This window comes from Shewanella sp. 10B, assembly GCF_023475885.1.
GTDB lineage: Bacteria > Pseudomonadota > Gammaproteobacteria > Enterobacterales > Shewanellaceae > Shewanella > Shewanella mangrovisoli.
In genome coordinates this window covers 16608-35701 of sequence record NZ_JAMDJO010000006.1, presented here as the reverse complement: position 1 = coordinate 35701, position 19094 = coordinate 16608, and the positions used below count along the sequence as shown (strand labels likewise).

The following is a 19094-nucleotide window of genomic DNA, read 5'->3' as shown; positions in this document are numbered from 1 at the left end:
AAATCATAATCTTATTAAAATGTTTCCTTGACTAATGGCCACTTCCCGTGTGTTATTAAATTGTGAAGCGCAGCAGAACCTTAAGCTGTCGCCATCCAGTTTACGGGAGTGGTTTTATGCAGAAGTTTACCCTGTATGCATCGATTCTACCTTGTTGCCTCTGTGGTCTAGTCAACCTAGCCAGAGCGGATGAGGCTTTGCCTAAAACGCCCCCCGAGGAAGCCCCTAAAAAAGTCAGCAAGATTGTCGTAGTGAGCAACCCCATTTTCGATGAGTCCGATCCCGACGCATTTTTTATCCACCGCTGGGCTAACTATCTGCATATCAACACCAAGGAATATGTGGTTCGAGATAGGCTGACCTTTGATGAAAACGATACTGTTACCCAAAAAGACCTCGACGAGTCACAACGTTTACTGCGCGCCGAACCCTATATCCGCGATGCAAAAGTCTATGTCAGCGAGAAGGATCCTGAGTCCGACGTCCACCCAGATGATGAATCGATTGTTATCGAGACCTGGGATAACTGGTCACTGCTCCCCACGGCCAGCTTTAGTAGCTCGGGCGGTGATACCCGTTACTCCTTTGGCGTGAAAGAAGACAACCTCTTCGGTACAGGCATACGCACCCGCTTAAAATATCAATCGGATGAATCCCGTACTGGCTATAAGTTTGCCTTCGAAGCGCCCATTAGCATTATCGACCACGGTATTGTCGCCGCCGAGTTTTACGATAATAGCGACGGCCAAGCTAAGCATGTGTATGTCAGTAAGCCCTTCTATTCATTGAATACTGAGACCATGTACTCGGCGGAGTTTTTGGATGATAGCCGCACCGATATCTTGCGCCAGAACGGCCATGAGGTGAACGAGTTTGAACACACTGTCGACTATCTCAATCTGCAATATGGCTGGTTAATCAATAAGAATAACGAACACTTATCGCGTTTTATCACCGGTTTTACCCAAGATAAGCATGAGTTTGCCAATTCAGAGGTTTACCCGACTTCCGAGTTACCGCAGGACAGGGACTTTATGTATCCTTGGGTCGCCTATGAGTTTATTCAGGACGACTTTCAGGTACTCAATAATGTGCACCTTATTCGTAATAACGAAGACTTTAACTTAGGTTGGCACCACTATATTCAATTGGGTATCGAAACCAATGATATCGGCGACAATAACCCAGTGGGCTACCACTTCAAATGGCAAACTACCCGCGGGTATAAGTTTGATGAGCATTTATGGTTACTCGAAATGGGCGCCACCAGCACCTTAGGCACCACCCAAAAAGATACCTATCAAGCCAATCTTCAGGCTGAATACTTCTATCAAATCAATCCTAAATGGATAGCTTATGGCAAGGCGTGGGCGAGCGTGTCGAATAACACGTACCTCGATCTCACCAAAGGGCTTGGCGATGAAACTGGGGTACGCGGTTATCCCAACGAATATCAACAGGGCGATAACCAATGGTTACTCACCGCCGAAATTCGTAATTATCCCAATATCAACCTATACCAATTGGCCGAACTCGGCTGGGCGGTATTTGCCGATGTCGGCCAAGCCTCGGGTGGTCCGTTAGCGGCCAATAACGAGGTCAGCGGCCCGCTTGCCAGTGTCGGTATTGGCGCACGGATTTATTCCTCTCGCTCCAGTTACGGCAACGTCGCCCATATTGACCTCTCAGTGCCCTACACGGGTGGTGATTCGGTCAACAGTTGGGAATGGCGTTTTCTGGTGAAACGCAGCTTCTAATCTATAGTTTAGCGCGCATCGGATATGCGCCTCGTTTTATCGCTGAGCACGCAGTTTTAGCAGTAAACGCTTGTCAGCCATCGACAAAGCGCATAGCGTAACTTAAGCGTTTAACGGGAATAAGGGACTAAAATGAAAAACTTCGCCGCTGGGCTTAACAACTTTTGGGTGGGATTATTCACGGGGATCATGCTGCCGCTGATTATCGTCGCGGGATTGTTATACGCCACCGTCGATAAATTCACCGGACTCATAGAAGACGCCGCCATAGCGCCTTTAATTAGTCGCAGTGAACAGACCTTCGACAGAGTCGATAATCTGCTCCTCACCTTAGACAATAAAGTCGACGACGCAAATTTAAAGGACGTAGCACTTTTAGCCCCGTTAAAAAACGCGCAGTTGTTCCCAGAGCTACAGGCTCTCGCCAGTGGAGTCACTAACCTCAAACAGACAGTCACAGATATCGATAAGCAAGCCGTATTAGCAAACCTGCAGGAAAAACTGCAAGCCTCACTGGCGACCAAATTCCCCGAGGATAAAGCGAAAGAACTCGCTCAGAATCTTATCAATATTGCGCAAGTGCTTGCGAGTGAACAAAAACACTTATCGGCAGCAGTAGAACCAACACCGAATAATTAAGCCCATAGCGACAGATAGATAGGGAAGAATCTTCTTTTATTGCTATCCAACCCGCTAACCACTCAGCAAATAAAAAGCCCGTTTACCTAATTAGATAAACGGGCTTTTTACTGAATTTAATGAGTTGGCCGATAAGCCGGGTCCTGTCTTGGACAGTCATTCATCTAGGCCTGCAATCGCTCGCAGGCTCAAGCGACCTACCCGGTTCCAACGCGAGCCACGCCATACGGAACCCTATTTGGTCTTGCTTCGGGTGGAGTTTACCTTGCTACGGACTATTGCTAGCCGCACGGTGCGCTCTTACCGCACCCTTTCACCCTTACCACCTTAGCCGAAGCTATGATGGCGGTCTCCTCTCTGTTGCACTTGTCGTCGGTTCGCACCGCCCAGGCGTTACCTGGCACCCCGCTCTTTGAAGCCCGGACTTTCCTCCCCGCTCTTGCGAGCGCAGCGACTGTCTGGCCAACTCGGCGCGGATTATAGCCTAAGCAATCTGCGCGTACCACTGTTAATCCCGTCCATGTGCGCCTATCTCAAAGATCCGCTTATAAATCCGACTCTAAACCGAACTTATACAGGGCATTCTTTTTAAGACCGTGAATTTGCGCGGCAATGGCGGCGGCTTTTTTGAGGGGCAATTCTTCACAGAGTAATTTCAAAGTGTTGATGGCGACTGTCGGAATGGCGTCATCATCCTCCGCAGCGCGATGACCATGTACCATCAGCACTATCTCGCCTTTTTGCTGGTTAGGATCGCTGCTGACCGTGGTGAGCACCTCGGCCACAGGGCCAGAGAGGAAGGTCTCGAAGGTTTTAGTGACTTCCCGAGCCATCACCACTTGCCTCTCGCCGCCTAACACTTCGACCATGGTCGTCAGGCTATGCTCGATGCGGTGCGGTGATTCATAAAAAATCAGTGTGCGAGGGTCTTCCTTGAGCTCGAGTAACTTATCGGCGCGCGCCTTCTCTTTAGAAGGTAAAAAGCCTTCGAAGGAGAAACGATCCGACGGTAAACCCGACGCACTTAATGCGGTAATCGCCGCGCAAGGGCCGGGCAATGGGATCACTCTAAATCCCGACTGACGCACATGGGAGACTAAGTGATAGCCGGGGTCTGAAATCAGTGGCGTGCCCGCATCGGAAATCAGCGCAATCGATTGCCCTGCGGCTAACTGCTCGACAATCCATTGGGCGCGAGCGCGCTCGTTATGGTCATGCAAGGCGATAGTTTTGGTAGAAATACCAAAATGACTCAATAACTTGCCGCTGTGACGTGTATCTTCGCAGGCAATCAATGCGACCTGAGTGAGCACTTCGATAGCACGTGGGCTCATGTCCCCCAAGTTACCAATGGGAGTGGGAACAATGTAGAGAGCGACGCTTTGGTCCATATATACCTCGGTAATGGCAGTGCCAAGACTTTCGTCAAGCGCAAGAGAAGGTTAAACTAGAGGCAGCATCTTACCAGAGTGAAGCCCAGTGTTAAAAAGCCTGAATACAACTAAGTTCGTTTCCGTGGCCATTTTATCCGCAGTGTTGGCGGGTTGCGGCAGCCAAGCGCCCAGCTCAACCGATACAGCCCCCACAGTGGCCACCTCTTTAGCCTCTGCACCATTGGCGCCCAATGTGTATTTAGCACAGGCCGCGAATAGCAAAGATCCGCAGCAGCGCGATACCAACCTGCTGCTGGCGGCGCATGCCTATATCAATGCCAATGACTATTCGGCGGCGCAGAAACTGCTGAAGTCGATGCAGCCAAGCCTGACTCAGACTCCTACTCTGGTGGCCGAGCATAAATACCTGACGGCGCGGGTATTAGAGCATACATCGACCTATGTCGAGGCGCTCAAGACCCTGAGCTATCCAAGCACTTGGGTTTTACCCGGCTGGCAAATGGCCGCGTATCATCAATTTAGAGCGCATTTGTTCCAACTGAATAAGCAACCTATCGAGCAAGTGCGCGAGCTGAGTTTATTGACCACCTATTTACCGCCCGCCGAGGCGAGTGAAGTCAATAACCAAATCTGGCAAGTGTTGCAGCCAATGCATGAGCAAACCCTGCAAACCTTTATCCGCGATGCCAACAACCCAGTATTTGCTGGTTGGTTGCAGCTCGCCTATATCGCCAAACATTATGCGGTCGACCCCAATCAACTGGTTCGTTACTTAGGCGACTGGCAAAAGCAGAATCCTTATCATCCAGCGGCAGCCAAATTACCGACCGATTTGGATCGGGCGCTAAATGCTAAGCCTTTTATGCCGAAGAATATCGCCGTTCTGCTTCCGCTTACAGGCCAGCGCGCGGGTGCCGCCAACGCGATTCGCCAAGGGATTTTGGCCAGCTATTTAGCCAAACCTAATGAGCAGGTTGCGGTTAATTTTTACGATACCGCCAATGATGCCGTAGCGGCCTATCAGCAAGCGGTGAACGCGGGCGCCGAGTTTATTATTGGCCCCTTGCTGCCAAATGAAATCGATCAATTGCTGGCACTGAACAGCAACACCAGCCCTGCGATCAGCACGCCATCGGGCTCTGCACCTGCCGCGCCCACGGTACCGACTGCACCGATCCCGCAGCTATTTTTAAATCAAACCGATAAGTTTGTGCCCGATATCAATAAGTTCTACTTTGCTCTGTCACCAGCCCAAGAAGCTGCCGATGCCGCAACGCGTATGTATCAAGATGGCGTGACTATGCCATTACTGCTTGCCAGCAACGATGCCACAGGCAAACGCATGGCAGAAAGCTTTATCCAAGCCTGGAAAAAGAAAAGCGATACCCCTATCGAAGTCTATTACTACGATGGTGGCGATAAGATGAAAACCACAGTGCAGGATGCACTCGGTGTCCGTGATAGCCAAGCGCGTATCGCGCGGATCAAGGAGCTGCTCGGTAATTCGGTACAGGCCGATTTTCGTTCGCGCCAAGATATCGATGCGATCTATATGATCTCGACGCCGCAGGATTTAACCTTGCTCAAGGCCTTTATCGATGTGAACTTCAGCGTATTTACTCAGCCAGTGCCGTTGTACACCTCAAGCCGCAGCCGCATCGACAACGAATCGAGCCAAACGGCGCAGGATTTAAATAACCTGACCATGAGCGATGCACCTTGGCTGATGCAAAACAGTGAAGAAAACCTGATGGTTAACACTCTGTGGTCGGGTTGGAATAACGGCCAGAAACGCCTGTTCGTGATGGGCTATGATGCCATGGATTTGATCAGCAAACTGGCGCAGATGCGCTCATTCACGGGTTACCAGTTCAATGGACGTAGCGGCGTATTATCCGTCAATCCTGACGGCGTGATTAACCGCCAATTAAGCTGGGGACGCTATCAGAGAGGCAGTTTCCGTCAACTATGACACTCGGACAGCAGGCAGAGTCGCTCGCTCAAGGTTACCTCGAACAGCAAGGGTTAACCTTTGTCGAGCGCAATGTCCGCTATCCCTTTGGTGAAATAGACCTCGTCATGCGCCATAAACACCACTGGGTATTTGTTGAAGTAAAATATCGCTCAGCAAATCAATTTGGCGGCGCAATACAAGCACTTAGCAAAGCACAAATCGGCAGGATCCGCATGGCGGCCAGCCACTATTTACAGACGCATAAACTGGATGTGCCGTGCCGATTCGACGTTGTCGCCATCGAAGACGCGCAAATCCACTGGCTAGTAGATGCCTTTTAAGCGAGGCCTTCGACTCAGCTAATCGAATAATTTTTAACGCTTATGCCTCAACTCCACCGTGGAAATATGGCATCATAGCCACACTTTATCCTGAAAGGATGTATCCATGTTAGAACGCATTAAAGACAGCTTTACTGAATCTATCCAGACCAAAATCGATGCAGCCGAAGCACTGCCAGAATCCATCGCCAAAGCGGCCGAGATGATGGTGCAATGTCTTTTGGGCGGCAATAAAATTCTTGCCTGCGGTAACGGTGGCAGTGCCGGTGATGCTCAGCACTTCTCGGCCGAGCTATTAAACCGCTACGAAATTGAACGCCCACCATTGCCCGCGATTGCGCTGTCAACCGACACTTCAACCATCACGGCGATTGCCAACGACTACAGCTATGATGAGATTTTCTCAAAACAAATCTTAGCCTTAGGCCAACCCGGTGACATTCTGCTAGCGATTTCCACCAGCGGTAACTCAGGCAACGTGATTAAAGCCATGGAAGCCGCCCTGAGCCGCGATATGACTATCGTTGCCTTAACCGGTAAAGACGGTGGCGCGATGGCGGGATTGCTGAGCGTGGGCGACGTGGAAATCCGTGTACCTTCTAACGTGACGGCACGCATTCAAGAAGTGCACTTACTGGTTATCCACTGTCTCTGTGACAATATCGACCGCACGCTCTTCCCGCAGGACGAACAGCAATGAGATATGCTGCCCCACTGTTAATGGTTTGCATGCTGCTGCAAGGTTGCGCCGGTGCCGTTATGGTGGGCGCAGTCAGTGGCGCCATGATGGCCAACGATGAGCGTTCGGTGAAGACTCAGCTCGACGATACCAATACCGATTTTAAGATCACCAGTGCCCTGCTAGAGCATGAAGATCTGAAGAGACAAACGAATATCACGGGTGTTTCGGTTAACGGTAATGTGCTGATGATTGGTCAAGCCCCCAACTCTATGTTGAGGGATAAGGCGATTAAGGTCGTACAAGATCTTAAGCTTGGCGGTAAGATCCACAATCAGATCCGCATCGGTAACCCAACCTCTTTCACCACCCGTAGCAATGACACTTGGGTGACAACGAAAGTGAAGGGTCGCATGCTCAACGAGAAAGAGCTGGATGTCACCCGCATTAAGGTCATCACTGAAAACGGTGAAGTCTTCCTACTCGGACTCATTCACCGCTCTCAGGCCGATATGGCCGTCGATATCGCGCGCAACACCGCAGGTGTGCGTAAAGTCGTTAAAGTATTCGAATACATCGAATAACCGATTGAGCCTAAGCACTTAGGGTTTAGGCTCGCCTTCTGCCGCTTCCAGTCCTAACGCTTTTACTTGGATGTTATCCATCACCTTGGGTGACTTGGCCATCCACATGCCAATCCAAGGTAAAAACAGTGACGGCAACACAATCAATGCGGCGCCCAGCCAACTTAGGCTATCTAACCATTCATCGAATAACAGCCAGCCCAAAAAGACGATAAATAACAGGCCGGTATATTCGGCTATCGCAATATCGCTCGCCTGTGCGCGGCGATAGGCCAGCACGCAGAACCAGTGATATATCAGTAAGAAAGCATTACTGAGCAGCGCTACGGCTAACAACCCCCAGCTCAGCCCCTCAAGCCCCTGAAATGCCGAGATGATTAAGGTGGCGGGAATACCCAGCAGGTTATACAACATTAAGGTTAATACTGGATGCTCAGTATTTGGGACTTTTTTCAGGGTCAACTGGTTGACGGCAAAGGTAAACGCCGAGAATAACACTGCTAATCCAAACCAGTTTATCTCACTCGGTCTGAGGATAATTAAGATCCCGACAAACCCGAGTAATGTGCATACCACTTGTCCTGTGGTGATCCGCTCCTTTAAAAACCAATAGCCCATCAGAATAATCATCAGCGGCGCCGAGTAAAACAGGGAACTGACCGTCGCCAGCGGCAAAGCCATTAGGCCAATAATTAAAAAAAGCGCGCCAACCGAGCCAATGTTGGCACGCCAAAGGTGGACCGAAATATGTTCCGTCTTGGGTCGCTGCGAGTACAACCAAATGGGAATTAACATCAATACTGAAGTGATTTGTCTCACGAGTAGAAAAGTGGCCGCATTTGCATCTTCTGGCAGCCATTTGATCGATACATCGTAAAAAGCACTAAATAGATTACCCACTATCAATAAAATCAAACCGATAACTACAGGGCGCTGCATTTTTTACCATCCGCAAATCTCGATGCTGGCATGATAATCCCCACAAAACTTAAGCTGAAATGATGCTTTCTCATGCTAGATGAATTAAATTCATACCAAATCTTTTAGGCATTGAAAATCATGAGAAAGCTTCCTCCATTACGCGCACTACAAGTCTTTGAAACTGCCGCAAGGCAACAGCATTTTTCCAAGGCTGCCGCCGAGCTTTGCATTACCCAAAGCGCAGTTTCACACCAAGTGCGTGTATTAGAGGAATATTTTGGCGAGCAGCTTTTCGACCGTCAGGGACGAAAATTGCAACTCACGCCGAAAGGCCAGAGCCTATTTATTGAGTTAGAAAGGATTTTTAATGAGTTAAGCGACCTTAATCTCAAGATCCGTGATACCCCAAACCAACAACTCTGTTTGGCGGTGTATAGCTCTTTTGCGGTGAAATGGTTGATCCCAAGATTAGCGGATTTTAGGCGCCAATATCCCAGCGTTAAAATTCGCCTCGAGATGATCACTCAAGACCCCGATCTCAGCACCAGCACGGCCGATATCTTTATCGCGGGCAAACTCAATCAGCGCGGCTATTGGCAACAGTTACTGCATAAGGAGCGGCTCATCCCAGTATGTAGCCCGAGTTTTTACCCCAAGTGGCGTGATATTAACTTAAGCAATTTTCAGCAACAGGCGCTACTGATTGTGGACGAGGGGTCGCTAGGACTCGATTGGCATAAATGGTCATCGGCTCACCAGATCCCACTGAATAACGAGCAACAACATATTTTTAGCCATATCGTAATGGCAATTGAGGCGGCAATTGCTGGCCAAGGCCTCGCCCTCGCCCCCGATTTTATGGTGGCAGGTGATATCAGCACCGGCAGACTGGTTGCGGTTAACCTGCCCGATGTCCATACGGGCTTTGAGTTTAGTTTTATCTGTAAGCAACGCCGTCTCACAGAGCCTGCCATCGCCGCCTTTTCCTCTTGGCTAAAATCACAGGCCTAAACGCTTATACCAATCACATTAAATATCTAATCAGTTCAGAGCCTCACAGGCATCTCAATCCAAGGCGCATTGACGAAGAAATGGTTATTCCCTTTTAAGTCAATGTAACACGGGAGTGAGATGCCTGTGAGGCTCCCGAAGGGCGGGGTTGAACGGGCTTTATACTGTGTTTAAGGCTTTCGACAGAGCGCCACTATGCCTTCAAGCCTTCGCCTTGTCTAAAGCCAGTTTAACTCCCGCTGAATGAACAGATATTTAATACGATTGGTATTGGCTCTGTATCAAACAGCCCGATGAATAACAGACATAAAAAAGCCGACCTAAGAGTGGGTCGGCTTAATAACGTGCTGTGTAATGACTTTTTAGCTCAAATTACACTAACAAACCAATCTTCTCGTACACCTTTTTAAGTGTCACTTCGGCGCGAGCTTGAGCATTTTCAGCGCCCGCTCTCATCACTTGATCGAGGTAAGCACGGTCGGCACGCAGCGCACGGTAACGCTCTTGCAGAGGCTCTAACATGCCCACTACCGCTTCACCTGCGGCGCCTTTTAAGTGACCATACATCTTGCCTTCAAACTCGGCTTCGAGGCTGGCAATGCTTTGGCCAGTGATACCCGACATTAAGCTCAACAGGTTAGATACACCTGGCTTGTTTTCCATATCGAAACGCACGACTGGCGGTTCATCACTGTCAGTCATGGCTTTTTTCAGCTTTTTCATAACCGCTTTTGGATCTTCAAGCAGGCCAATCACGTTGTTACGGTTGTCGTCCGACTTAGACATCTTCTTCAGCGGATCCTGTAGCGACATCACCTTAGCGCCATGCTCAGGGATGAAAGGCTCAGGAATGGTAAACGTCTCGCCGTATGCGTTGTTAAAGCGAGTCGCGATATCACGAGTTAATTCAAGATGTTGTTTCTGATCTTGGCCAACCGGGATTTCATTCGCTTGATACAGCAGAATATCCGCCGCCATCAATACAGGATAACCAAACAAACCGACGTTAATATTGTTGGCGTGCTTTTGTGACTTATCCTTAAACTGCGTCATACGGCTCAATTCACCCATTTGGGTGTAGCAATTTAACGCCCAACCCAGCTGAGTGTGCTGCGGCACTTGGGATTGGATAAACACTGTGCTCTTCTTTGGATCGACACCACAAGCTAAATACAGCGCGAGCGTATCTAAACAGGCTTCACGCAATGCTTGAGGGTCTTGGCGCACGGTAATGGCATGCAAGTCCACCACGCAATATAGGCAGTCGTGGCTATCTTGCATGGCAACCCATTGACGCAATGCACCCATGTAGTTACCTATGGTTAATTCGCCGGACGGCTGTGCACCGCTGAGTACTATGGGTTTGGTCATTACGTCATTGCTCCAAATAAAGATAAAAAAGATTCGATTAAACTGGCTGAGCGAGATTTAGCCAGCGCAGGATCTCGGCAAACTGCTCGCATACAGCGTCAGGGCCAGTGAGCCCAATATCTTCACCGTAGTTGTAGCCATAGGTCAAGCCGATTGATGCAACACCCGCCGCTTTCGCCGCTAAAATGTCATTTTTAGAATCACCTACCATCAACAACTCACTTTTATCGAGTTGCCATTCGGCTAATAGATGCTGTAGCGGTAATGGATCGGGTTTCATCTTCGCCAGCGAATCGCCGCCAAGCACTAGGCTAAAGAAGTCATTAATCTTAAAGGCTTCAAGCAAAGGCAAGGTAAAGCGATAGGGCTTATTGGTCACCACCGCCAACTTAAATCCCGCATCAAACAGGATTTTCAGCACTTGATGTACATCGGCATAGAGTGCACTGTGTTTCTCAAGGTTTTCTTGATAGTGATGCATAAAGATGGGCATAGCCGCATCCAATGCCGTTTGCTCAACGTCTGCGCCTAAGGCGTGGCTCATGGCGCGGCGCATCAGCATCTCAGCGCCATTGCCCACCCAAGTTCTCACCTGTGCCTCGGTACACCTTGCTAAACCTAATTCGGCGAGTGCCGCCTGAGTCGCGACCGCAAGATCGGGCACACTGTCAATCAGTGTGCCGTCGAGATCAAAGGCAATCGCTTTAATCTGTTCCCGCATTATTTGGCCTCTACTTTCGCTAACTCGGCGCGCATCTCGTCGACGACGGCTTTATAGTCAGGCTTACCGAAAATGGCAGAGCCGGCGACAAACATATCGGCGCCTGCGGCGGCGATTTCAGCAATGTTATCCACTTTAACGCCACCATCGACTTCTAAACGAATATCGAACCCGCTGGCATCGATACGCTCACGCACTTGGCGTAATTTATCTAAAGTCGAAGGAATAAAGGATTGGCCACCAAAACCAGGGTTGACCGACATCAGCAGAATCACATCTAACTTATCCATGACATGGTCAAGATAGTGCAGCGGTGTCGCCGGGTTAAACACTAAACCCGCTTTACAACCCGATTCTTTAATCAGTTGCAGAGTGCGGTCGATATGCTCAGAGGCCTCTGGATGGAAAGTAATAATAGACGCACCCGCATTGGCAAAGTCAGGCACGATACGGTCAACAGGCTTAACCATTAAATGCACATCGATATCGGCCGTGATGCCATAGTCGCGTAACGCTTTGCACACCATAGGGCCAATGGTTAAGTTGGGCACATAGTGGTTATCCATCACATCAAAATGTACTACGTCAGCCCCTGCATCTAACACGGCTTTAACGTCATCCCCTAAACGGGCGAAATCGGCGGATAAAATCGATGGAGCAATTAAAAATGGGCGCATAGGACACTCGCTGCTATTGAACAAAAAGTGCCTTATTTTACCCTTAGCTAGGCCATGCCTCTATAGCAAATGCCACATTTATCGCGATTGAAACCCAATAGAAACACAATTGGAGCACTCATAACGTACGGTAAACTCAAGGAGATGCTGAAGCGTTAGAAAGTTTTTAGTGAAGATTGATAAATTATTGTTCATAAACTAAGCGAGTTTGTTATACTCGGGTCGCTAACGTGGGTCATTTAGTGGTTTCAAAGGAAGTATCATGAAGGGGCGGTTAACACAGTTTTCACACATTTTAGGCTCGGTGACATTTAAGTCATCGATGATGTTGGCATTTACCGCAGTGGTAGTCGCCTCCTTAGCCTTTGGCGTGGAAAAACTCACCGCAAGTAACGACACCTCTGCCTGCGCTTGCAGCAGCGATACTCGCTACAACAACAGTTTACCTAGCAGCCATCCAAATAACCGCTGTGCCGAACAGACGCAAACCTTAAGCTGGAAGACCTGGCTCACTGGCAAAAATCGCTCTAGCCAGTTCCATTTTGTCGACTTGCTTGAATTACTCCATGGTCATCAAGATAAACCTATCGATGACCTGAAGCCCGCTAATTCACAACAGTCCTATTGATGCTAAGCAGGATCTGGCAAGTCTTTCACAGTACGATAGCCGCCTTCTTTGGGGTACAGTCAGATAGAAATCGTCAAAAAGACTTCCAGACTAACTCGCCATTACCGTACATTTTGATGGGGATAGTGCTAGCGATTGCCTTGGTCGCCAGCCTGATTCTACTTGTTAGCCAAGTCGTTGGCTAAGTCACTCGATACTACACCTTAGTATCAATCATCCTGCGGATCATAATTCTCATCGTACAACGCAATCAGCTCGTCGACTTTGTTACGACCACTGCCATTTTGGCTAATGTTGCGCTGCACTTGGATCTTGGCAAGGTGGGCACCGCGATACAACTCACGTGTCAGTGGAATATCATGGTTACTGATCACGACAGGAATGCGTTGCTCTAACGCCATATGCCGCGAATAACGCGCCAGCAGCGCCTGATCATCCAAGCTAAAACCGGCACCGACATAGGTGGTAAAACTTGCAGTGGTCGATAGTGGCGCATAGGGCGGATCGCAATAGATTACATCGCCAGTGCGGATTTGCTCGAAGGCTTTTTCATAGCCGATGCACTTAAACTCGGCGCGCTGAGCTTTCTTTGAAAAGGCTAGGATTTCTTTCTCAGGGAAATACGGTTTCTTGTATGAGCCAAAGGGCACATTAAAGCCCCCTTTGCGGTTATAACGGCATAGGCCATTAAAACCATGGCGATTCAAGTACAGAAAATAAACCGAGCGCAAAAAAGGATCGCGGGATTTATTAAAGTCTGTACGCACGCGGTAGTAGGCATCCTTTTGATTCATCTCATCGACGAATAGCTTTTTGGCCGCCGCAATGTATTCGGCAGGCCTTTCTTTCACTATGTTGTAGAGATTAATCAGATCTTGATTGATGTCGCAGAGTAAATAGCTGGGGTAGTCAGTATTTAAAAAGACTGAACCTGCGCCGACAAAGGGCTCAACTAAACGCTCACCTGTCGGTAAGTAGTTCGCGAGCTCATCCACCAATTTAAATTTTCCGCCGGCCCATTTCAGGAAGGCTCTATGTTTTTTGATCATTTAACTTGATGAATGCCGACAAAAATAAAGGCCATGATTGTACTCTGTTTATTCTGAAATTTCACCGCTTGAGCGCGTTTCTTGTAGTTGATAACCGCCGAGTTCTGCCCATTTTTTTATCAGAGGTTGGCTAAGATGATACTCTTTGACCAATTCTGCAGCCGCCTGCTGTGCCGATTGACTGTCGTTAAACTGCCCTACTAACACCACCCAAAACTGTTTGTATTTGGCGACTCGCACCTCTGGCACATTATGCAGTTTCTTAAGGAGCGACTGTACAGTTTCACGCTGGGAGACTGTCGCAATTTGGATCGCATAGCCCGTTTTCGGCCGCGCAGATACTGGCGATGCAGGCTCAGGAGTTGCATTCACCACCTGAGTAGCGGAGTCATCTTTCGCGTGCTCTGTAGGAGCTGGCGCAGGCTCTGCCTCATCAACCTCGGTGACGGTGCTGTCGCCCTTACTTGTCGCTTCATCGACTGGTGGCGCTATGTCTGTCTCTCCTTCCACTTGAGGCTCTTCCCCATGGAACTTAGCCAATGGGTCAGCTTGCTCCACCGCTTCCGCTAATAATGCCTGCGCTAACGACTCGGCTCGCTGCTTAAAATACGGCACTAGTATCTGTTTGCCATGGGCAAGAAACTCTGCGGAATCCACAGCAGGATAAGTCACGATCTCAGGAATTGGCTCACTGGAAAAGGGTTTAGCCAGACCAAGCCAAATTACTATGGAAATCAGCACACTGGCGAGCCCAATTAGCGCGACTTTGTATTGTGTCCATACTGATTTTTTCTCACCCTGACCATGTAGAGCCAGCTCCAGCAAGGACACCACCTCCTGAGGAGTGCCCGTTTGCTTCTCAAGCTGAGCGCGCACTATGTCCCTTGGCGTAAACGGATTTTGGTCACTATATCGCAGCAAGGTTTGATACAGCGCCTCGCGCTCCGGCAGGCTTAAGGGATCAATGCTGACTGGCAGAATTTGTCGTCTTAACGACTCTGGCAGCTGAGGGAGTAAGTCGGCTAGAAATGCAGGCGGTACAGCTAACGTCACGGCGATACGCTGACCCGCGCATTGCACTTGATTGAGTATGATGCACTCGGCCCACAATTCTTTAGAGAGCAAATGAGCATCATCGATAATGATGTGCAGCGGCTTACTTTGTTTCGGCGCGACACGCAGTATGGTTTCAGCGAGGGAGATTTCGTCATCAAAAATCGGAGATGACACCAATTGCACTAAAATCTTGCGACGAATTTCAGCATTGTCGGCATGCATAGGACAAATGACTAACGCAGCATTCGACTCATCAAAATCTGTGGCTAACGCCGTGAGCAGAGTCGTCTTACCCGAGCCGTGCACGCCCACAAGCACCAGTAGCTGGTCGCTATAACTGGCCACATGATGCAATCTTTCTACGAGGGCTTCCTGTGAAGGAAGCAAGACTTGCCCCTGAAACGTCACTCATCCACCACACAAGGTTTATGCGCAGCAGATAACCTGTTCTAGGGTAGATTCCGGAACTTGGCTAAAGACATCAGCTCGACCAATGGCCGTCGGGAGTACCAGCCGGATCTGACCACCTAAGACTTTCTTATCGCGACGCATATGTTTAATAAAACTGTCGAAATCCATCGATTCCGGCGCTGTTATTGGCAGATCGAAAGCGTGGAACAATTGCACAATACGACGAACAATTGACTCATCAATCAATCCCATGGACTTAGCCGTTTGTGCAGCAAGGACTGTGCCAGCCGCAACCGCCTCACCATGCAGCCAGTTACCATAGCCCATCTCGGCTTCAATCGCATGGCCGAAGGTATGTCCAAGGTTTAATAGCGCGCGGACGCCCTGCTCGGTCTCATCTTGGCTCACGACATCGGCTTTAATCTCACAGCAGCGAGAAATCGCATAGACCAAAGCTTGAGTATCTAGGCTTTTCAATGCTTGAACATTGTTCTCAAGCCATTGAAAAAACTCAGCATCCCACATGATGCCATACTTAATGACTTCTGCCATCCCCGCTGCGAATTCACGCGCGGGCAAGGTCTGTAAGCATTCAGTATCGATAATGACCATCTGTGGCTGATAAAAAGCCCCGATCATATTTTTGCCAAGCGGATGATTAACGGCGGTTTTTCCGCCAACAGAGGAATCTACTTGCGATAATAACGTGGTTGGAATTTGAATAAAATCGACACCACGTTGGTAACAGGCAGCGGCAAAACCCGTCATGTCACCAATAACTCCACCACCGAGAGCCACCAGCACTGAATCACGGCCATAATTGCGTTGCAGCAAAGCCGTAAAAATGGAATCTAAATGCGTTAAATCTTTGAATTGTTCGCCATCGGGAAGGATGACGCTGGTTACCTCACCAAACGAAGCCATCGTGTCTTGGATCGGCTTAAGATACAAGGGCGCGACAGTTTCATTGGTGACGATAAGGATACGTTTTTTCAGCAGGTAGCGAGACAGTGTCTCGCCATCACTCATCAAACTCTGGCCAATATAAATGGGATAACTACGTTCACCTAAATCAACCTGAATTTGTTTTGTCATTCTGCCTAGAAACCTAATTGCTCAATGATTTGATTCGCAACAACCTTTGCACTTTGATCGTCGGTCTTAACGATCACATCAGCAATTTCTTCGTACAGAGGGTTACGGATTTCTGCGAGGTTTTCTAATACTTCTCGCGGATCATCTACTTGCAGTAATGGGCGACGCTTGTCTCTTTGAGTGCGCGCAACCTGTTTGTCGATAGTGGTTTCGAGATACACCACAATACCGCGAGCAGATAAATGATTACGGATATCTTTGCTCTGAACTGAACCACCACCAGTGGCAAGGACAATACCTTGTTTTTCAGACAAATCAGCAATAACCTGAGCTTCGCGACGGCGGAAACCTTCTTCGCCTTCAACGTCAAACACCCAAGCAATGTCGGCGCCTGTGCGTTGCTCAATCTCTTGATCTGAATCGTGGAATTCTAAATGCAGCATTTGCGCCAGATGGCGACCAATTGTGCTTTTACCTGCGCCCATTGGGCCTACCAGAAAAATATTACGTTTTTCAGCCATTTCTTGTACGTCTGAATCTTAATGAAAAGTATGCCTATGTCGACTCATGAACAAGCCGACCTACTGTATGTTACCTTGCTCTAATGAGACTTGACCGAGGATTATCTCAGTTTCATGTCTAGTCTGGCAAGTGATGCACGCTATTTATGATAAGAATTGTATTTCAGACACAATAAAGCCAGCAAGGAATGCTGGCTTTATTCGACTCGTAACAAACGATTAGAGTTTCTCGTTCACAATTTTAGGCGTCACGAAAATCAACAGTTCTTGGCGCTCATTCTTGTCGGTAGTGTTACGGAATAAGAAGCCGACTAAAGGAATGTCACCCAGGATAGGCACCTTGCTCACGCGGCTGATCAAGTTCTGCTGATAGATACCACCGAGCACAATGGTTTCCCCATTATCCACTAATACTTGCGTACCAATACGTTGAGTATCGATAGCGACTGCCGGACCTGTGGGTGTATCCACCGTTTTACCCTGAGAGTCTTGAGTGATTTCAAGATCCAGAATTACACGGTTATCAGGCGTAATTTGTGGTGTCACTCTTAATGACAATACTGCCTTCTTAAAGGTCACCGATGTGGCGCCGCTGGAAGTGGATTGCACATAAGGGATTTCCACACCCTGCTCGATATACGCCGCCTTTTGGTTAGAGGTGGTGATACGAGGGCTCGCAATAATTTCACCTTTGTTTTCCTGCTCAAGCGCACTCAGCTCTAAATCTAAAATAGTGCCATCGGCAAGCTTGGCCACATGGAAAGCAATACTGGTTGGGTTAGTTACCGCCGCAGGTAAATTCACGTTCAAACGATTATCTAGAGATGGAACCACACCATTAGCAATGCTTCCAGCCCCTTCAAGGGTTCCTGAGGTCCCTTTACTCCCCTGTTGGTCAGTCACGCCCCAACGGATACCTAAATCTTCAGACACGTCGTCTTTTACCGTTACCATGCGAGATTCAATCAACACTTGGCGGATAGGAATATCGAGCACTTCGACCAAACGATGAATATTCTCGATGATTTCAGCGGTATCTTTCACTAACACGGTATTGGTACGCTCATCGACAGCCACAGATCCACGTGGTGACAATAAGCTAGAATCCGCCCCTTTGAGTAACTCGGCAATATCCGTCGCCTTGGCATAGTTGATTTGCAAATACTCAGAATAGAGTGGCGCCAGCTCTTTTACTTCCTGCTTATTCTTGAGGTTTTGGCTTTCGCGAATCGCCAACTCTTCACTTGGCGCCACCATCAGAATATTACCTTCGATACGCTTATCGAGTCCTTTGGTTTGCAGGATCAAGTCCAATGCTTGGTCCCAAGGCACGTCATCGAGCCTTAAAGTAATATCGCCTTCAACCGTATCACTGGTAACTAAGTTGAAGTTGTTGTAGTCGGCAATAATCTGCAGCACAGTACGGACCGAAATATTCTGGAAATTTAACGAAAGGGTTTTACCGTTATATTTCTTCACCTCTTTGGTCGCAGCAGCGCGCTCTACTTTGTTGATTGAGAGCCTAAAGAGATTGTCTTCCTGTTTGTAATTGAACTCATAATTGCCCGAGACATCGACTAAAATCCGGGTCGTTAAATCGTCCTTAAAGGTTTCAAAATGCTTTACCGGTGTGGAGAAATCCTGCACATCCATCACATATAACAAGTCGCTGTTAATATCAGTGTTGTAAAGCTGAACCTCAAGTTTGGCACCTATTTGTTCAACGTTAGCCGCAACTGAGCGATTATTTAAATAGACTAATAAATCACCACCACCATTCGCGTTGCGACGAAAATCGATATTTTTAACGCTATTAACGAACGGATTATTACTCGCTTGTGAGCCTGCAACTTCATCGTTAATGGTTAAACGGTAAGAATTGCCAACGACACTACCTTGATACGGTTTAACCTTAGATAAGCCCAACGTTACCATTAGGTGGGCATCTTGCTGCGTTGTCACTATGTCCTTCACACCGACTTGGTTAATCGGCAGACGGTCCTTAGAAAGACCCGAAATACTGTCATCGAAGGTTAATACCAACTGAGCAGGAGAAGCATTAGAGTCAATTGTGGGCGCGCTAATCGCCTCCTCAAATACTAACTCGACTTCTAATTGATGATCGACAAGAGCATGGTATTTGACATCCATCAACCTATTTGCCGCAAAACTCGATGGCAAAAACCCAAATACTAATGCGATCCCAATAACAGACTTGGCTAAGCCTGAAGATAAAAACGATAACGGGATTTTTATCGCGGCAGAAGATTTCATTATTCCCTCAT

The 19094-nt window shown here is 48.4% G+C and carries 19 protein-coding genes and 1 other RNA gene; 9 read left to right on the top strand and 11 right to left on the bottom strand.

Annotation, left to right across the window (positions count from 1 at the left end):
* Positions 1–116 precede the first annotated feature (116 nt).
* A complete protein-coding gene (locus tag M0415_RS17225; RefSeq protein ID WP_249556406.1) occupies positions 117–1757 on the top strand; it encodes a BamA/TamA family outer membrane protein in 1641 nt (546 codons plus the stop codon).
* A gap of 132 nt (positions 1758–1889) precedes the next feature.
* Positions 1890–2396, top strand: a complete 507-nt coding sequence (locus M0415_RS17220; protein ID WP_249556407.1) for a hypothetical protein — start codon at positions 1890–1892, stop codon at positions 2394–2396.
* A 116-nt stretch (positions 2397–2512) separates the two neighbouring features.
* Here the strand turns inward: M0415_RS17220 and rnpB are convergent.
* Both rnpB and rsmI read right to left on the bottom strand, forming a co-directional pair.
* Positions 2513–2866: RNase P RNA component class A (rnpB, locus tag M0415_RS17215), an RNA gene on the bottom strand.
* Positions 2867–2941: 75 nt separating this feature from the next.
* Complete coding sequence (gene rsmI, locus M0415_RS17210) at positions 2942–3787, bottom strand: 16S rRNA (cytidine(1402)-2'-O)-methyltransferase (protein WP_249556408.1); 846 nt, start codon at positions 3785–3787, stop codon at positions 2942–2944.
* Positions 3788–3875: 88 nt separating this feature from the next.
* On the opposite strand from rsmI, the gene M0415_RS17205 reads away from it, so the two are divergent.
* From M0415_RS17205 to dolP, 4 genes are all read left to right on the top strand, one after another.
* On the top strand, positions 3876–5762 hold the full coding sequence (locus tag M0415_RS17205; RefSeq protein WP_249556409.1) for a penicillin-binding protein activator: 1887 nt from the start codon (positions 3876–3878) through the stop codon (positions 5760–5762).
* The gene (locus tag M0415_RS17200) at positions 5759–6085 is read left to right on the top strand and encodes a YraN family protein (RefSeq protein WP_023266395.1); all 327 of its coding nucleotides are present in this window, start codon (positions 5759–5761) and stop codon (positions 6083–6085) included. Before M0415_RS17205 ends, M0415_RS17200 begins: the two co-directional genes overlap by 4 nt.
* 106 nt (positions 6086–6191) lie before the next feature.
* On the top strand, positions 6192–6785 hold the full coding sequence (locus M0415_RS17195) for a phosphoheptose isomerase (RefSeq protein WP_011070670.1): 594 nt from the start codon (positions 6192–6194) through the stop codon (positions 6783–6785).
* Positions 6782–7348, top strand: a complete 567-nt coding sequence (dolP, locus tag M0415_RS17190) for a division/outer membrane stress-associated lipid-binding lipoprotein (RefSeq protein WP_249556410.1) — start codon at positions 6782–6784, stop codon at positions 7346–7348. The genes M0415_RS17195 and dolP overlap by 4 nt, the downstream gene beginning before the upstream one ends.
* An 18-nt stretch (positions 7349–7366) precedes the next feature.
* On the opposite strand, the gene M0415_RS17185 is transcribed toward dolP, so the two are convergent.
* Positions 7367–8287: a DMT family transporter gene (locus M0415_RS17185; RefSeq protein ID WP_249556411.1), complete on the bottom strand. Its 921-nt coding sequence runs from the start codon at positions 8285–8287 to the stop codon at positions 7367–7369.
* A gap of 120 nt (positions 8288–8407) precedes the next feature.
* On the opposite strand from M0415_RS17185, the gene M0415_RS17180 reads away from it, so the two are divergent.
* Entirely contained in the window at positions 8408–9280 is an 873-nt protein-coding gene (locus M0415_RS17180) for a LysR substrate-binding domain-containing protein (protein WP_249556412.1), read from the top strand.
* Positions 9281–9652: 372 nt separating this feature from the next.
* Here M0415_RS17180 and trpS read toward each other — a convergent pair whose 3' ends face one another.
* From trpS to rpe, 3 genes are read right to left on the bottom strand one after another with little or no spacing between them, the layout of a single operon-like run.
* Positions 9653–10651, bottom strand: a complete 999-nt coding sequence (gene trpS, locus M0415_RS17175; RefSeq protein ID WP_011718615.1) for a tryptophan--tRNA ligase — start codon at positions 10649–10651, stop codon at positions 9653–9655.
* 37 nt (positions 10652–10688) lie between these two features.
* Complete coding sequence (locus M0415_RS17170; protein WP_249556413.1) at positions 10689–11372, bottom strand: phosphoglycolate phosphatase; 684 nt, start codon at positions 11370–11372, stop codon at positions 10689–10691.
* Positions 11372–12049, bottom strand: a complete 678-nt coding sequence (gene rpe, locus M0415_RS17165) for a ribulose-phosphate 3-epimerase (protein WP_249556414.1) — start codon at positions 12047–12049, stop codon at positions 11372–11374. Before rpe ends, M0415_RS17170 begins: the two co-directional genes overlap by 1 nt.
* Before the next feature lie 262 nt (positions 12050–12311).
* Here rpe and M0415_RS17160 point away from each other — a divergent pair, with 262 nt between their 5' ends.
* Both M0415_RS17160 and M0415_RS17155 read left to right on the top strand, forming a co-directional pair.
* Positions 12312–12677, top strand: a complete 366-nt coding sequence (locus M0415_RS17160; protein WP_249556415.1) for a hypothetical protein — start codon at positions 12312–12314, stop codon at positions 12675–12677.
* A complete protein-coding gene (locus M0415_RS17155) occupies positions 12677–12862 on the top strand; it encodes a DUF2970 domain-containing protein (protein ID WP_011624416.1) in 186 nt (61 codons plus the stop codon). Before M0415_RS17160 ends, M0415_RS17155 begins: the two co-directional genes overlap by 1 nt.
* Before the next feature lie 24 nt (positions 12863–12886).
* On the opposite strand, the gene M0415_RS17150 is transcribed toward M0415_RS17155, so the two are convergent.
* The 5 genes from M0415_RS17150 to M0415_RS17130 all read right to left on the bottom strand — a co-directional run bounded on the left by M0415_RS17150 (position 12887) and on the right by M0415_RS17130 (position 19083).
* Positions 12887–13726 (bottom strand): Dam family site-specific DNA-(adenine-N6)-methyltransferase, encoded by an 840-nt coding sequence (locus M0415_RS17150; RefSeq protein WP_011718620.1) that lies wholly within the window; start codon positions 13724–13726, stop codon positions 12887–12889.
* Between the two features lie 48 nt (positions 13727–13774).
* Positions 13775–15190, bottom strand: coding sequence for an AAA family ATPase (locus M0415_RS17145; protein WP_249556416.1), 1416 nt, complete (start codon positions 15188–15190; stop codon positions 13775–13777).
* 18 nt (positions 15191–15208) lie between these two features.
* Entirely contained in the window at positions 15209–16288 is a 1080-nt protein-coding gene (aroB, locus tag M0415_RS17140) for a 3-dehydroquinate synthase (RefSeq protein WP_089066711.1), read from the bottom strand.
* Positions 16289–16293: 5 nt separating this feature from the next.
* Positions 16294–16809 carry a shikimate kinase AroK gene (gene aroK, locus M0415_RS17135; RefSeq protein ID WP_011718623.1) on the bottom strand — a complete coding sequence of 172 codons (516 nt, stop codon included), beginning with the start codon at positions 16807–16809 and terminating at the stop codon, positions 16294–16296.
* Between the two features lie 219 nt (positions 16810–17028).
* Positions 17029–19083: a type IV pilus secretin PilQ gene (locus M0415_RS17130; RefSeq protein WP_249556417.1), complete on the bottom strand. Its 2055-nt coding sequence runs from the start codon at positions 19081–19083 to the stop codon at positions 17029–17031.
* Positions 19084–19094 lie beyond the last annotated feature (11 nt).

Coding starts and splice junctions, on each gene's coding strand:
- M0415_RS17225 (WP_249556406.1), top strand. CDS start 117: ATGCAGAAGTTTACCCTGTATGCATCGATTCTACCTTGTTGCCTCTGT.
- M0415_RS17180 (WP_249556412.1), top strand. CDS start 8,408: ATGAGAAAGCTTCCTCCATTACGCGCACTACAAGTCTTTGAAACTGCC.
- M0415_RS17160 (WP_249556415.1), top strand. CDS start 12,312: ATGAAGGGGCGGTTAACACAGTTTTCACACATTTTAGGCTCGGTGACA.
- rpe (WP_249556414.1), bottom strand. CDS start 12,049: ATGCGCCCATTTTTAATTGCTCCATCGATTTTATCCGCCGATTTCGCC.
- rsmI (WP_249556408.1), bottom strand. CDS start 3,787: ATGGACCAAAGCGTCGCTCTCTACATTGTTCCCACTCCCATTGGTAAC.
- aroK (WP_011718623.1), bottom strand. CDS start 16,809: ATGGCTGAAAAACGTAATATTTTTCTGGTAGGCCCAATGGGCGCAGGT.
- aroB (WP_089066711.1), bottom strand. CDS start 16,288: ATGACAAAACAAATTCAGGTTGATTTAGGTGAACGTAGTTATCCCATT.
- M0415_RS17195 (WP_011070670.1), top strand. CDS start 6,192: ATGTTAGAACGCATTAAAGACAGCTTTACTGAATCTATCCAGACCAAA.
- M0415_RS17200 (WP_023266395.1), top strand. CDS start 5,759: ATGACACTCGGACAGCAGGCAGAGTCGCTCGCTCAAGGTTACCTCGAA.
- M0415_RS17155 (WP_011624416.1), top strand. CDS start 12,677: ATGCTAAGCAGGATCTGGCAAGTCTTTCACAGTACGATAGCCGCCTTC.
- M0415_RS17170 (WP_249556413.1), bottom strand. CDS start 11,372: ATGCGGGAACAGATTAAAGCGATTGCCTTTGATCTCGACGGCACACTG.
- dolP (WP_249556410.1), top strand. CDS start 6,782: ATGAGATATGCTGCCCCACTGTTAATGGTTTGCATGCTGCTGCAAGGT.
- M0415_RS17150 (WP_011718620.1), bottom strand. CDS start 13,726: ATGATCAAAAAACATAGAGCCTTCCTGAAATGGGCCGGCGGAAAATTT.
- M0415_RS17185 (WP_249556411.1), bottom strand. CDS start 8,287: ATGCAGCGCCCTGTAGTTATCGGTTTGATTTTATTGATAGTGGGTAAT.
- M0415_RS17220 (WP_249556407.1), top strand. CDS start 1,890: ATGAAAAACTTCGCCGCTGGGCTTAACAACTTTTGGGTGGGATTATTC.
- M0415_RS17130 (WP_249556417.1), bottom strand. CDS start 19,083: ATGAAATCTTCTGCCGCGATAAAAATCCCGTTATCGTTTTTATCTTCA.
- trpS (WP_011718615.1), bottom strand. CDS start 10,651: ATGACCAAACCCATAGTACTCAGCGGTGCACAGCCGTCCGGCGAATTA.